The following is a 14,183-nucleotide window of genomic DNA, read 5'->3' as shown; positions in this document are numbered from 1 at the left end:
TTGTCTGATAACCAGATATATCCCGGATGCAAATCTTTTTTGCCCCAAGGGCAGAGGACGAAACGAGGGATCGGAGCGCGACATGGCGGGAGAAATGGGCAGGCAGGGGCTTGGAGCGGCAGAGCAGCTGCGCGCGGCATTGGGCGATGACATGGTCTCGACGGATGCCGCAGTGATCGCGCGCTATTGCCAAGACTGGCATGGCGATGTGACCAGCTCGGCGCTCGCGCTGCTGCGGCCACGCTCCACGCAAGAGGTCTCGCAGGCGGTGCGTCTTTGCGCTGAGCTTGGCCTTGGTGTCGTGCCCCAAGGCGGACGCAGCGGTCTGGCGCTGGGTGCGGTGCCCGATGCGCCTGAGGCTCAGGTCGCGCTGTCTCTGGAGCGTATGGACCGGATCCGCAGCCTGAATGCCCGCGATTTCACGGCCACTGTCGAAGCGGGAGTCGTGCTTGAGGCGTTCAAGACGAAGGTGTCCGAGGCCGGACTTTACTTCCCGGTGGCGCTGGGCGCGCAGGGCACGTGCCAGATCGGCGGCAATGTCTCGACCAATGCGGGCGGGGTCAACGTGCTGCGCTATGGGATGACGCGCGAGTTGGTGTTGGGGCTTGAGGTCGTTTTGCCGGATGGGCGCGTCCTCGATCTGCTCAGCCGGTTGCGCAAGGACAATCGCAGCCTCGATCTCAAGCAGCTTTTCATCGGAGCCGAAGGGGTTCTGGGCGTCGTGACTGCGGTGTCCTTCAAGCTGATGCCTGCGCCCGATCAGGTCGCGACGGCCTTGCTGGCGCTCGATACGCTGGACGACGTGATCGAACTTTACCGGGTGGCGCGGCGTCAGTGCTGTGACCTGATGTCGGCCTTCGAGTTCATGCCCGCCTCCGCTTTCGCGCTTGCGCGCGAGGGCATTCCCGATCTCGCGCTGCCGCTGGACCCTGCGCATCGCGCCTATGCGCTGGTCGAGCTGTCGGGCTCCGGGCTTGTCGATATCGAGGCGCTGCTGGCGCAATTCCTTGAGCTTGCGATGGAAGAGGGGCTTGTCCGCGATGGTGTCGTGGCGCAGTCAAAAGCGCAGGCGCGCAATATCTGGCTGGTGCGTGAGGGGATGAACGAGGGGCAGGCGCGACGCGGAAAACATCTGCGCACAGACCTGTCGGTGCCGCTGTCGGAGCTCGCCGCTTTCGTCGCCGAGGCCGAGGCTGCCGTCGAAAGAGCCTTGCCCGGTGCGGTTTGTGTCTCTTACGGTCATGTGGGCGACGGGAACGTGCATCTCAACGTACTGCCCAACGCTGCGGCTGCCGAGACCGTGGATCAGCAGATCGATCGCGCGAAAACAGTTCTCAATGAGGTGCTGGATCGTTATGACGGGTCGATCAGTGCAGAGCACGGGCTGGGGCGTCTCAAAAAGGCCGATTTCGCCGCGCGCGCGTCTTCGGTTCATTCTGAGCTGCTTGAGCGGATAAAGCGGGCGATTGATCCGGCCTCGACGATGAACCCCGGTTGTCAGTTTGATCTGAGGGTCGACCGGACTGGGGCCGAATGAAGGAATAGGTGATGGAAAACGACTTTGAGCAGATCGCCCGCGCAGACCACCTGCCGACGCGGATCGCCACGCAATTCGCAAAGCGGATCTATGATGGCGTGCTCAAGCCGGGCGACAAGTTGCCTACCGAACATGCTATGTCCAAAACCTTCGGCGTGAGCCGCACCGTTGTCCGTGAGGCGATTGCGCAGCTCCGCAACGAGGGGCTTGTCGAGACCCGTCAGGGCGTCGGCGCTTTCGTGGTGGAGCGCACCGCGCGCCAGATCCGTCTCGAAGACGGCAAGAAGATGAACAAATACGCATTCAACGATCTCTATCAGCTGCGCGTGCCTCTGGAGATGGAGGCCGCAGCCCTCGCGGCGGCCCATCGCAGCGAGGCGCAGATGGCCGAGCTGGATGCCGCGATGGGCGGGCTGTCAGGCGCAACCGATTGGGGCAAGTCGGGGGTGACTGCGGACCTCGATTTTCACCGAATTATCGCAGAGGCGACGGGCAATGACTATTTCGTCCAATTCGTCACCGCGATCTCGGAACGCATCAGTCATGCAATCACAATCGCCCGCGCTGAGGGACAACTTGACGACGTGATCGCTTGGACGATCGAAGAGCACGCAGCGATTTGCGAAGCCATCCGGGCGCGTGACCCGGCGGCGGCGCGCGCGGCCATGCAGAACCATATGGTCCATTCGGCAGAGCGGGTTGGCCTGAAGTTCGAGTTTCTGGGCTAAGCCCGCATCACATAAATTTGAGTCGCCGCAGCCTCACAAATTAGGGGTTGTATTTTGAGTTGTAGTGTTGTCTGACATCATATGTCCGTACGGCATGAGGAGTTGCCGCATCGGGTCTCAAGGAGGGAGAATTGGCAGCTATGCTCAATTTGGAACCGGGCCGCATTGTGCCCGAGGATGAAGCACGCGCCCTGCTGATCGGCCGGGTTTGGTCGAAGGCTCAGGGCGGCCCCTGTGTGTGCGTTCTGCGCAGTGGGGCTTTGCACGACCTGACGCAGATCGCGGCGACGGTGTCGGGGCTGCTGGAGCGTGACGATCTGCATACCTGTCTTCGGCGCGAGGATCTGCCGGTGCTCGGGTCGCTTGCGGAATTCCTGTCGGGTGAGGCGGGGCAGCTCTTGGCACCGATCGACCTGCAGGCCGTCAAGGCCGCGGGCGTCACATTCGCTGAAAGCATGCTTGAGCGCGTGATCGAAGAGCGCGCAGGTGGCGATCTTCAGGCGGCCCATGAGATCCGCGCCCGCCTTGCCCCGGTGATCGGCGAGAGCCTGCGCGATATCGCCGCTGGATCGGAGGCGGCCGCGAAAGTGAAAACGCTGCTGCAAGAGATGGGCCTGTGGTCGCAATATCTCGAAGTTGGCATCGGCCCGGATGCCGAGATCTTCACCAAAGCGCAGCCCATGTCCTCTGTCGGCTGCGGCGCCGAGATCGGCATTCACCCGATTTCGGATTGGAACAATCCCGAGCCCGAGATCGTGCTTGCGATCCGCTCTGACGGCACGATCCTTGGCGCGACGCTCGGCAATGACGTGAACCTGCGCGATGTCGAGGGGCGCTCGGCGCTGCTTCTGGGCAAGGCGAAGGACAACAACGCCTCCTGCGCGCTCGGCCCGTTCCTGCGGATCTTCGATGAGCACTTCACCCTCTCCGATGTCGAAACGGCGGTCGTCAGCCTGCATGTGCGCGGCGCGGACGGGTTCGAGATGTCGGGCGAAAGCCGGATGGAGGCGATCAGCCGCTCCCCCTCAGAGCTGACCCGGCAGATGCTCAATCGCAGCCATCAATATCCCGACGGGGCGGTGCTGTTCCTCGGGACGCTTTTCGCGCCTGTGCAGGATCGCCGCGCGCCGGGGCAGGGCTTTACCCATGAGACCGGCGACGAGGTCGAGATTGCCTCGCCGCGACTGGGGGCCTTGGTCAACCGGGTCGCGCGCTGCGACGCCTGTCCCGAATGGGTTTTCGGCAGCCGGGCCTTGATCGCCAATCTGGTCGCGCGCGGCCTTGGCGACAGGGTGTAAGCGCATGCAGAAATTCACCAAATTCTTCTTTCGTACCCTCGATATCGTGCTGGCGCTCTTGCTTGCGGGCATGGCTCTGATGGTCTTTCTCAATGTCATCCTGCGCTACGCGTTCGACAGCGGTATCGTCGTCTCCGAAGAGCTGTCGCGCTTCTTCTTTGTCTGGCTGACCTTCATCGGCGCGGTCGTGGCGCATCACCATCACATGCATATGGGCATGGAGACCGTGGTCGCAGCCTTTGGTCGGCGCGGGCGCAAGGTCCTGATGGGGCTGAGCGAGGTCGTGATCATCGGCTGTTCGGCGGTATTGCTGATTGGCACATGGAAGCAGCTCCCGATCAACATGACGATGGCCGCGCCAGTGACGATGATGCCGATGGGCTTCGTCTACGGCTCCGGCCTGTTCACGGCCGCGGGGATCATCGCGATCTCGCTCGAGCGGTTGTTCAGATTGCTGACTGGCCGGATGAGCGATGCCGAATTCGACCGTTTCGCAGGTCAGCACCACGATGCAGATGAGACTGAGGGGCGCGCATCATGACTCTTGTTGTCTTTCTCGTCTCGCTGATCGGCGCCATGGCCATTGGCGTTCCGGTCGCCTTCGCTCTGATCTTCTGCGGCATCGTGCTGATGGAATATCTGGGCATGTTCAACACCCAGATCATCGCCCAGAACATGGCGATTGGTGCCAATACCTTCACCCTTCTCGCGATCCCGTTCTTCATCCTCGCGGGCGAGTTGATGAATGCAGGCGGGCTGTCGCGCCGGATCATCGACTTCGCGATTGCCTGCGTCGGGCATATCCGGGGCGGCCTTGGCATCGTTGCGATCATGGCGGCAGTGATCTTGGCCTCGATCTCGGGCTCTGCTGCGGCAGACAGCGCCGCGCTGGCCGCGATCTTGCTGCCGATGATGCGCCGCGCGGGCTACAACGTGCCGCGCTCTGCAGGCCTGATCGCCGCAGGCGGCGTGATCGCGCCGGTAATCCCACCCTCGATGGCTTTCATCATCTTTGGGGTCGCAAGCAACCTGTCGATCTCCAAGCTGTTCATGGCCGGGATCGTACCCGGTGTCCTGATGGGGACGGTGCTGATCGTGACCTGGCTATTCGTGGCCCGAAAGGACAATGCGGAGACCCTCGCGCGCGCCAGTTGGAGCGAGCGGGGCCGGGCCGGTCTGCGCGCGATCTGGGCGCTCGGCATGCCGGTGATCATTCTGGGCGGCATCAAGTTCGGCGTCGTCACCCCGACCGAGGCTGCGGTGATCGCGACCTTCTATGCGCTTTTCGTGGGGCTCTTCGTCTATCGCGAGCTCAGCCTGAAATCGTTGCCGGGCGTGTTCATCGCGGCGGGACGTACGACGGCTGCGATCATGTTTCTGGTCTGCGCCGCGCTGGTGTCGGCATGGCTCATCACCATGGCGAATATCCCGGCGGAGCTTGGCAGCATCATCGAGCCGCTGATCGAGCATCCGAAGCTTTTGATGGCCTTCATCATGGTCCTCGTCATCCTCGTCGGCACCGCGCTCGATCTGACGCCGACGATCCTGATCCTGACCCCGGTGCTCTTGCCGCTGGTGCTCAAGGCGGGGATCGATCCGATCTATTTCGGTGTGATGTTCATCATGAATTGCTGCATCGGGCTGCTGACGCCGCCCGTGGGTGTTGTCCTCAATGTGGTCAGCGGGGTTGGGAGGATCCCGCTGGGCCGTGTCGTCATGGGCGTCTGGCCGTTTCTTGTGGCCGAGATCCTCGTGCTCTTCGTTCTCGTGGCCTTTCCACAAATTGTGCTGGTTCCAGCGCATTGGTTCTACTGACCAGTCACGGCTCAACTCTTGCCAACGCTAATTTCTAAAGGGAGGAAACTATGAAATCCAAGGCAATCAAAGCAGCGCTTCTGCTTGGCACGATGATGGCGGTCGCAAGCCCGGCCGCTGCCGAATTCCACAATCGCACGATCCGGATCTCGAACGGCGTCGCCGAGAACCATCCCGTGCATAATGGCATCGACGCCATGCAGCAGTGTCTTGATAAAAAGACCGGCGGCAAGATGAAGCTGCAGGCCTATTGGAGCGGCGCGCTTGGCGGCGATCTTCAGGCAACTCAGGCGCTGCGCTCGGGCACGCTGGATGCGGTTGTGACCTCGTCCTCGCCGCTCGTCGGCATCGAACCTGCGCTTGGCGTCTTCGATCTGCCGTTCCTGTTCCAGACCAATCAGGAAGCCTACACCGTCATGGATGGCGATTTCGGCACGTTCCTCAATAAGAAACTCGAAGGCAAAGGGCTTGTGAACCTCGCCTATTGGGAGAACGGCTTCCGCAACGTGTCGAACTCCAAGCGTCCGATTACCAAATGGGAAGACCTCAAGGGCCTCAAGATCCGCGTGATGCAAAACAACATCTTCTTGGATACGTTCGACAATCTCGGGGCCAACGCAACGCCGATGGCCTTCGGCGAGGTTTTCTCGGCGCTTGAGACCGGCGCGATCGACGCACAGGAAAACCCCTATGTCACGATCGATACCTCGAAATTCTACGAGGTGCAGAAATATATCAGCGAGACGAAGCACGCCTACACGCCTTTCCTCTTCCTGTTCTCCAAGCCGATCTTCGACACGCTCGATCCCGACGAGCAGGACGCGCTGCGGACCTGCGCGGTTGAGGGTGGCACGGTCGAGCGCAAGGTGATTCAGGATCTCAACAAGGCCTCGCTTGAGAAAATGGAAAAGGCCGGGATCAAGTTCAACAAGGTCTCGCCCGAAGAACTGACCCGGATGCGTGAGAAATCGCAGGTCGTCTATGACAAGCACCGCGACGAGATCGGCGGCGACGTGATCGACCGCGTGCAAAAGACGCTCGACGGTCTGCGCGCCGACCAGCACGCCAGCAGCAACTGACGCCGCACGCCGTAGCCAGACCCCCGTCCGCCTGACATATTCGGCGGATCTTGAGGCGGGCCATTTCCTCCGGCCCGCCTCGCCAACATTATTGAGACAGAAATCCAAGGAGAGGCCGATGAGCACATTTGATCTCACAGGTAAAACCGCATTGGTGACGGGGTCATCACGCGGCCTGGGCCGAACCTTCGCCGAAGCCCTATGCGCTGCAGGCGCGCATGTGGTGCTCAACGGTGTGAATGCCGACCGGCTTGCGCAGACGCGCGATGAGATGGCCGCCCAAGGTTATGCGGTGAGCGCCGCGGCCTTCGATGTCTCTGACGAGGCCGCCGTGCGCGGGGCATTCGACCGGCTCGACGCGCAAGGCCACAGCCCGGACATTCTTGTGAATAATGCAGGCATTCAGCTGCGCCGCCCGATGCTGGAGCTGAGCGCAGCGGATTGGCAGCGCGTGATGGATACCAACCTGACCTCTGCCTTCCTGTGCGGTCGCGAGGCGGCTTCGCGGATGATCGCGAAAGGCGGCGGAAAGATCATCAATATCGGCTCTCTGATGAGCGATCTCGCCCGCGCGACGGTCGCGCCTTATACGGTCGCCAAGGGCGGCATCAAGATGCTGACACGCTCGATGGCGGCAGAATGGGCGGGCTCGAACATCCAAGCCAACGCCATCGGCCCCGGCTATATGATGACCGATATGACGCAACCGCTTCAGGACGACGTCAAATTTGACAGCTGGGTCCGTGGCCGCACGCCCGCCGGGCGCTGGGGACGGCCCGAGGAGCTGCAGGGCGCGGTCGTGTTTCTCGCCTCTGCCGCGTCAGATTTCGTCAACGGGCAGATCCTCTATATCGACGGCGGCATGACGGCGGTTCTTTAACCTTCGCCTACCGCGCATCTGGCCCGCGACAAACCCAAAAGGAGACATCATGACCTTCACCCCGCACGGAAAACACCTGATCGCTGGCGACTGGGTGGGCACCGACAAAACGTTTGCATCCGATCCCGCGCATGGGCCGAGCCATGAGTTCTGCGCCGGCACGGTCGAGATGGTGAACGCGGCTTGCGCGGCGGCGGAAGAGGCGTTCTGGGACTACGGCTATACGAGCCGTGAGACCCGCGCGAATTTCCTCGAGACCATCGCCGATGAGATCGACGCGCGGGGCGAAGCGATCACCGAGATCGGCACGCAGGAAAGCGGGTTGCCCGAGGCCCGGCTGCAGGGCGAGCGGGGCCGCACCGTGGGCCAGTTGCGCCTCTTTGCCGAGCATATTCGCAAGGGTGACTATCTCGACCGTCGTCACGACGAGGCGCTCCCCGACCGCCAGCCGCTGCCGCGTCCCGACATGCGGATGATCCAGCGTCCGATCGGCCCGGTTGCGGTGTTCGGCGCGTCGAACTTCCCGCTGGCGTTCTCAACAGCAGGCGGCGACACCGCTGCCGCTCTGGCTGCGGGCTGCCCGGTTGTGGTGAAGGGCCATTCCGCCCATCCCGGCACCGGCGAAATCGTGGCCGAGGCGATCAAGGCGGCGGTTGAAAAATGCGGCATGCCCAAGGGCGTGTTCAGCCTGATCCAGGGCGGGCGGCGCGATGTGGGGCAGGCACTGGTCCAGCATCCGCTGATCAAGGCGGTGGGCTTCACCGGTAGCTTGGGCGGTGGCCGCGCGCTCTTTGATCTTTGCGCGCAGCGCCCCGAGCCGATCCCGTTCTTTGGTGAGCTGGGCTCGGTCAATCCGATGTTCCTGCTGCCCGAGGCCGCGAAGGCGCGCGGGGCCGAAATCGGCACCGGCTGGGCAGGCTCGCTGACGATGGGCGCGGGTCAGTTCTGCACCAATCCCGGCATTGCTGTGGTCGAAGAAGGCCCGGCAGGCGATGCTTTCGTGCGCGCCGCGAAAGAGGCGCTGTCGGCCTCCGGCCCGCAGGTCATGCTGACCGAAGGGATCGCGCAGGCCTACCGCGATGGCAAAGAGCGCTTCGACACCCGCAATTCCGTGACCCCGGTGCTGACGACCGAGCAGGACGGCCGCAACGCCGCGCCGAACCTCTATGAGACGAGCGCGGAGAATTACCTGCAGGACCACGCGCTTGGCGAAGAAGTCTTCGGGCCGCTCGGCCTTGTCGTGCGGGTTTCGGACCCGGGCCAGATGGTCGAGCTGGCGAAGGGTTTTGAAGGCCAGCTGACCGCGACCATGCATCTTGAGGACGGCGATGCCGCGCTTGCGCGCAAGCTGTTGCCGGTGCTTGAGCGCAAGGCGGGCCGCGTGCTGGCGAATGGCTTTCCGACCGGCGTAGAGGTCAGTGAAGCGATGGTCCATGGCGGGCCCTATCCGGCATCGACCAATTTCGGCGCGACCAGCGTCGGCACGCTCTCGATCCGGCGCTTTCTGCGTCCGGTCTGCTACCAGAATATCCCGGAGGGCGTGCTGCCTGCGGATATCGCCTGAATCCCGAGAACCCGCCGGTCAGGTTTCAAAGCCTGACCGGCGCCTCGTCACTCTTGATCGATGGAGATCACGATCTTGCCGACAGCGTGCCCGTCCTTGAGCGCGGCATAGGCTTCAGTCGTCTCGCCCATCGGGTAGACGCGGTCGATGATGGGGCGAATGATCCCGTCTTCCATCAACTTGGCGATCTCTGTGAGCATTGCGCCGTCGGGCTCCATGAGAAACCATTCGAACCGAACACCGTGCTTTGCGGCCAGATTGTCCGTGTCCTGTCCCTTGATCGAGACGAGGGTGCCACCCTTCTTGAGAACCTTGAACGAGCGGTTCAGCGTCTCGCCGCCCAGCATGTCAAAGACGATGTCGTAATCTGACAGCTCCTCGTCGAAGGCTTGGCTGTGATAGTCGATCACGATATCCGCGCCGATCTCGCGCACCAGATCCGCGTTGCGGGGGCTGCAGGTCGTGGCGACATGGGCCCCGACATGTTTCGCGATCTGGATCGCCAGCGTGCCGACCCCGCCCGATCCGGCATGGATCAGGACCTTGTCGCCCGATTTCATTCCCGCCGTCGAGATCAGCGCCTGCCACGCGGTCAGCCCGGCGAGCGGCACCGAGGCGGCCTCTTCGTGGCTGAGATTGGCGGGCTTCAAGGCCAGTTCATTTGCTTTGACGCGGGCGATCTGCGCAATCGCGCCTGCGTCTTGCTGATTGGGGCGGGCAAAGACCGCGTCGCTCACATTGAAGCCGGTGACATCCGCGCCGAGTTGCGTGATCACTCCCGAGACGTCGAACCCCATGACATGGGGAAAATCCAGCGGCATGTTCTCTTTCATCACGCCCGATTGCAGGATGTAATCGATGGGGTTCACGCTGGATGCATGCACGGCAATCAAGACGGAATCGGCGCTGATCGCAGGCGGATCGATGTCGGCGATCTCAATTTCGGTGTCGTAGTCGCGGATGATGGCGGCTTTCATGGACCTATCTCCTGGATGGGGGGCGATTTCCAACGGATATGGGACGCCCGGGTCGTATCTGTCCGCTCATAGCTGTGTCGGATGCGCGCGAAAGCAACTTCCGCAGGGCGTCGCGAGAGCTCAGGAGAGACCGCTTTTGCATGGGCATGCAGGGCAGGCCACGCGCGTATCCGCCTGCACAACAGGATTGACCCAATCTGGTTTGCTCATATTCTTAAATCTCGGGTGAGCTTCGGTTCGCTTCGGCAATCGGATCTAGGGGAGGAGAGACGATATGTGCCATGTTTTCACCGGTCAGGACCCGGAGCGCTATTCTTGTGAAACCCGCAGGCTGCGGCTGAACGGGCAGAGCACGAGCATCCGGCTTGAGAATGCGTTTTGGGATATTCTCGACGAGATCGCCGCGCGCGATGGGGTGTCGACGCCCACTTTCATCTCGACGCTGCATTCTGAAGTGCTTGAACTGCGCGGAGAACCGTCGAATTTCACGTCGCTGCTGCGCTGCTCTTGCCTGAAATTCTTACAGATTTCAAACGAGCGCCCGGCGCTTTCTGTCGCAGCTGAATAGGCGCAAGTCTGACGTCAAACATTCTGCAAGGGTAGTATAGACCTACTACCCGCGCCACCTTCGCACGCCGCTAAGCTTTCAGGACAACTGACAGCAACATAGCGGGAGTAACCGGTGGCAAAATCCATCCATTCCATGATCCGTGTCCTCGACGAGGACCGCTCGATTGCGTTCTACAACAAGGCCTTTGGCCTTGAAGTGGCGGACCGGCTCGACTTTCCGGATTTTACGCTCGTCTATCTGAGCAATGCCGAGAGCGATTTCGAGCTTGAGCTGACGATCAACAAGGACCGGACCGAACCCTATGACCTTGGCGATGGCTACGGTCATTTCGCGGTGTCGGTCGATGATCTCGAAGCCGAACATAAGCGCTTTGAGGCCGAGGGCCTCGCGCCCCGCAAACTCGTGGAATTCGCGCCGGCTGGGGAGACCGTCGCGAAATTCTTTTTTGTGGCTGATCCCGATGGCTACCAGATCGAGGTGCTCGGGCGGGAAGGTCGCTTCAAGTGAGTTTTTCCTAAGGGAGACATCAGGGAGGAGATGACAATGGCAACCAAGGTAAGCCCGAAAGGGATGACCAGACGGCAGCTTTTGGCGCGGGCAACCGTCGCCGGGGCCAGCTTCGTCGTGGGCTCGGGGTTCGTGGCGGCGCGCAATGCCGCATGGGCGACCGAGCTTACGGCGATCTCGCCTACGGCCTTCGCGACGCTCGTGCAGATGGCGCGCGATATCTATCCGCACGATAAGATCGAAGACCAGTATTATGTCATCGCGGTGAAAGGCTACGATACCGCCGAGACTGCGCCCGAGATCGCGATGGGCGTCTCGGCCCTCGATGCGGCCGCGCGTGGCAAGGGCTTTGCAAGCTATCTCTACACCAGTTGGGAGGATGATCGGGTGCGGATCCTGAGGGGCATGGAGGAGAGCCCCTTCTTTCAAAAGGTCCGCGGCGGTCTGGTGACGGGTCTCTATAACCAGAAAGCGATCTGGCCGGTCTTTGGCTATGAGGGCGAGTCCTATTCCAAGGGCGGCTACATCAATCGCGGTTTTGACGACATCGACTGGCTGTAAGGGAGGCAGACATGGTTGCGAAATTTGAACTGAGCGACGACAGCGTCGTTGTCATCATCGGCACCGGGGCAGGCGGCGGCGTCTTGGCCAATGAACTGGCACAAAAGGGCGTCAAGGTTGTGGCGCTGGAAGCGGGCGGTCGCTATCTGCCCGAGGATTACATCAATGACGAATGGGACAGTTTCGGCCAGCTCGCCTGGACCGAGCCACGCACGACCAGTGGCGATTGGCGCGTGTCCAAGGATTTCTCCGGTCTGCCCGCATGGATCGTGAAGGCGGTCGGCGGCACCTCGATCCACTGGGCGGGGGCGAGCCTTCGGTTCCAAGAGCACGAGTTCAAGGCGAAGACCCATTACGGCGATGTCGACGGGGCGAACCTGCTCGACTGGCCGATCGATCCCGCCGAGCTTGCGCCTTACTACGACAAGGCCGAAGCCAAGCTTGGGGTCACGCGCACCGGGGGGCGTCCGGGGCTGCCGGGCAGCAATAACTTCAAGGTGCTCGAGAAAGGGGCCAAGGCGCTGGGCTATAAGGAAGTGAACACAGGCCATATGGCGATCAATTCGGTCGAATATGATGACCGGATGGCGTGCCAGCAGACGGGTTTTTGTTTTCAGGGCTGCAAATGGGGCGCCAAGTGGTCCTCTGCCTACACCGACATTCCGCGCGGCGAGGCGACGGGCAATCTTGAGGTGCGCGATCACAGCCACGTCGCGCGCATCGTGCATGACGATAAGGGCCGTGCATCCGGGGTCGAGTATTTCGATCAGGATGGCAATCTGCAGATGCAAAAGGCCAAGATCGTCTGCGTCGCGGGTAATTCCATCGAAAGCCCGCGCGTGCTGTTGAATTCGCATTCGTCGATGTTCCCCGACGGCCTTGCGAACAGCTCGGGGCAGGTGGGACGCAACTACATGCGCCACACGACGGGCTCGGTCTATGGCGTCTTCGATAAACCGGTCAGAATGTGGCGCGGCACGACGATGGCGGGCATCATCCGCGACGAGTCTCGCCATGATCCCTCGCGGGGCTTTGTGGGCGGGTATGAGCTGGAGACGCTCAGCCTCGGTCTGCCCTTCATGGCAGCGTTCCTCGATCCGGGAAGCTGGGGGCGCGAGTTTACCTCGGCGCTGGATGACTACGAGAACATGGCCGGGATGTGGATCGTGGGCGAGGATATGCCGCAGGAAACGAACCGGATCACGCTCAACCACGGGGTCAAAGACGCCTACGGGCTGCCGGTCGCGAATGTGAACTACACTGATCACCCGAATGACCGGGCGATGCGCGATCATGCCTATGCGCGCGGCAAGGCGATCTACGAGGCTGTGGGCGCAACCCGCACCTTGCCGACGCCTCCCTATCCCTCGACGCATAACCTCGGCACCAACCGGATGTCCGAGCGCCCGCGCGATGGCGTCGTGAACATGCACGGTCAGGCCCATGACGTGCCCAATCTCTTCGTCTCGGACGGCTCGCAATTCACCACCGGCGCGTCGGAAAACCCGACGCTCACCATTGTGGCCTTGGCGATCCGGCAGGCCGATTTCATCTCCAATGAGATGTCGAAGGGCAATATCTGATCGCGCGAGGATGCGCTAAGACGAAAAAAAGACCGGGCTGCCCAAGGGTGGCCCGGTCTTTGTTTTTGAGCTGCGTTTGAGCGGTCACCCGATCGCGGTCGGCAGGGTCAGTGGCGCGCAGCCACTCTCAGCCCCAAACGCTTTCAAACTCGCGCCATTCGCCCTTGCTCATGCCCGAGTTCTCCTGCGTGACCTCTTCGCCCGCCAAGCGCCGCTTGAGGATCTCGACCGCCTTGCCAGACAGGTTCACCCCGCCAAGGCGGTAATCCTCAAAGGCTGAATAGGCTGCGGGCACCCAGTCGCGCACGATATCGCACATCGTCTCGGCATAGACGCGGATTTCGTATTGGGCATGGCTGTCGGCGCGCAGGCGCAGGAAGTGGAAGAGGTTGTGCAGATCCACCTTCCAATACCATTGGGTGTAGATATTGGTGGGCAGGTTCATTCGCGCCAGCTCGCGGGCGAGGCCCTGCTTGCCGCTTTCCTCGTCGGGGGTCAGCATGTCCTCGTAATGGTCATAGCTGCGCATCGCATCTTCGCGCAGAATGTCGAGCACGCGGGCGGCCTCTGCACCTTCGAGAACCGCGCCCCGGCCCTGATGGTTCTGGCTCGATTGTGCAGCCAGCTGTCCCGCCTCGGGGATGTAGAATTCACGGTCGAGGATCGAGTAGCGCGCGGAGTATTCGTTGACATTGGCGGTGCGGTGACGAATCCACTGGCGGGCGACAAAGACCGGAAGTTTGACGTGGAACTTCACTTCGCACATCTCGAACGGGGTCGAGTGCCAGTGCCGCATCAGATAGCGGATCAGCCCTGCGTCCGTGTTCACCGTCTTGGTGCCGCGCCCATAAGAGACCCGCGCGGCCTGACAGATCGCGGAATCATCGCCCATATAGTCGATGACGCGGACCAGCCCGTGATCGAGCACGTTATGGGCGCTGTAGAGCCGCGCCTCCATCCCCGGGGAGACCGCGCGCAGGGTTTGCTGGGGCGCGCCGCGCTGGGCGGCGATCTCGGCCTCTTGTTCGGGGGTAAGCGCCATCTGTCAGTCCTCCATGTCGAATCGCACTGACTATATCTTCG

At 61.9% G+C, this 14,183-nt stretch carries 14 protein-coding genes; 12 read left to right on the top strand and 2 right to left on the bottom strand.

Annotation, left to right across the window (positions count from 1 at the left end):
• Positions 1 to 82: 82 nt before the first annotated feature.
• From DL1_RS12275 to DL1_RS12240, 8 genes are all read left to right on the top strand, one after another.
• Entirely contained in the window at positions 83 to 1,537 is a 1,455-nt protein-coding gene (locus tag DL1_RS12275) for an FAD-binding oxidoreductase (RefSeq protein ID WP_143081641.1), read from the top strand.
• Between the two features lie 11 nt (positions 1,538 to 1,548).
• Positions 1,549 to 2,265: a FadR/GntR family transcriptional regulator gene (locus tag DL1_RS12270; protein ID WP_038066591.1), complete on the top strand. Its 717-nt coding sequence runs from the start codon at positions 1,549 to 1,551 to the stop codon at positions 2,263 to 2,265.
• A gap of 140 nt (positions 2,266 to 2,405) precedes the next feature.
• On the top strand, positions 2,406 to 3,563 hold the full coding sequence (locus tag DL1_RS12265) for a fumarylacetoacetate hydrolase family protein (protein ID WP_038066588.1): 1,158 nt from the start codon (positions 2,406 to 2,408) through the stop codon (positions 3,561 to 3,563).
• A 4-nt stretch (positions 3,564 to 3,567) separates the two neighbouring features.
• A complete protein-coding gene (locus tag DL1_RS12260) occupies positions 3,568 to 4,104 on the top strand; it encodes a TRAP transporter small permease (protein ID WP_038066587.1) in 537 nt (178 codons plus the stop codon).
• On the top strand, positions 4,101 to 5,378 hold the full coding sequence (locus DL1_RS12255) for a TRAP transporter large permease (RefSeq protein ID WP_038066584.1): 1,278 nt from the start codon (positions 4,101 to 4,103) through the stop codon (positions 5,376 to 5,378). Before DL1_RS12260 ends, DL1_RS12255 begins: the two co-directional genes overlap by 4 nt.
• A 50-nt stretch (positions 5,379 to 5,428) precedes the next feature.
• The gene (locus tag DL1_RS12250) at positions 5,429 to 6,457 is read left to right on the top strand and encodes a TRAP transporter substrate-binding protein (RefSeq protein ID WP_081856332.1); all 1,029 of its coding nucleotides are present in this window, start codon (positions 5,429 to 5,431) and stop codon (positions 6,455 to 6,457) included.
• Between the two features lie 118 nt (positions 6,458 to 6,575).
• Positions 6,576 to 7,337: an SDR family oxidoreductase gene (locus DL1_RS12245; protein ID WP_038066582.1), complete on the top strand. Its 762-nt coding sequence runs from the start codon at positions 6,576 to 6,578 to the stop codon at positions 7,335 to 7,337.
• A 49-nt stretch (positions 7,338 to 7,386) separates the two neighbouring features.
• On the top strand, positions 7,387 to 8,901 hold the full coding sequence (locus tag DL1_RS12240; RefSeq protein ID WP_038066580.1) for an aldehyde dehydrogenase (NADP(+)): 1,515 nt from the start codon (positions 7,387 to 7,389) through the stop codon (positions 8,899 to 8,901).
• A gap of 47 nt (positions 8,902 to 8,948) precedes the next feature.
• Here DL1_RS12240 and DL1_RS12235 read toward each other — a convergent pair whose 3' ends face one another.
• Positions 8,949 to 9,878, bottom strand: coding sequence for an NADP-dependent oxidoreductase (locus DL1_RS12235; protein WP_038066579.1), 930 nt, complete (start codon positions 9,876 to 9,878; stop codon positions 8,949 to 8,951).
• A gap of 274 nt (positions 9,879 to 10,152) precedes the next feature.
• Here DL1_RS12235 and DL1_RS12230 point away from each other — a divergent pair, with 274 nt between their 5' ends.
• From DL1_RS12230 to DL1_RS12215, 4 genes are all read left to right on the top strand, one after another.
• Positions 10,153 to 10,446: a ribbon-helix-helix domain-containing protein gene (locus DL1_RS12230; RefSeq protein WP_038066577.1), complete on the top strand. Its 294-nt coding sequence runs from the start codon at positions 10,153 to 10,155 to the stop codon at positions 10,444 to 10,446.
• 114 nt (positions 10,447 to 10,560) lie between these two features.
• A complete protein-coding gene (locus tag DL1_RS12225) occupies positions 10,561 to 10,956 on the top strand; it encodes a VOC family protein (RefSeq protein ID WP_038066573.1) in 396 nt (131 codons plus the stop codon).
• A gap of 36 nt (positions 10,957 to 10,992) precedes the next feature.
• A complete protein-coding gene (locus DL1_RS12220) occupies positions 10,993 to 11,517 on the top strand; it encodes a twin-arginine translocation pathway signal (protein ID WP_038066569.1) in 525 nt (174 codons plus the stop codon).
• 11 nt (positions 11,518 to 11,528) lie between these two features.
• A complete protein-coding gene (locus DL1_RS12215; protein ID WP_038066567.1) occupies positions 11,529 to 13,100 on the top strand; it encodes a GMC family oxidoreductase in 1,572 nt (523 codons plus the stop codon).
• A 127-nt stretch (positions 13,101 to 13,227) separates the two neighbouring features.
• On the opposite strand, the gene thyX is transcribed toward DL1_RS12215, so the two are convergent.
• Complete coding sequence (thyX, locus tag DL1_RS12210; protein ID WP_038066564.1) at positions 13,228 to 14,142, bottom strand: FAD-dependent thymidylate synthase; 915 nt, start codon at positions 14,140 to 14,142, stop codon at positions 13,228 to 13,230.
• Between the last annotated feature and the right edge of the window lie 41 nt (positions 14,143 to 14,183).

Source organism: Thioclava dalianensis, assembly GCF_000715505.1.
Classification (GTDB): Bacteria; Pseudomonadota; Alphaproteobacteria; order Rhodobacterales; family Rhodobacteraceae; genus Thioclava; species Thioclava dalianensis.
The sequence above is the reverse complement of the archived record's forward strand: the minus strand, read 5'-3'. Positions and strand labels throughout refer to the sequence as shown.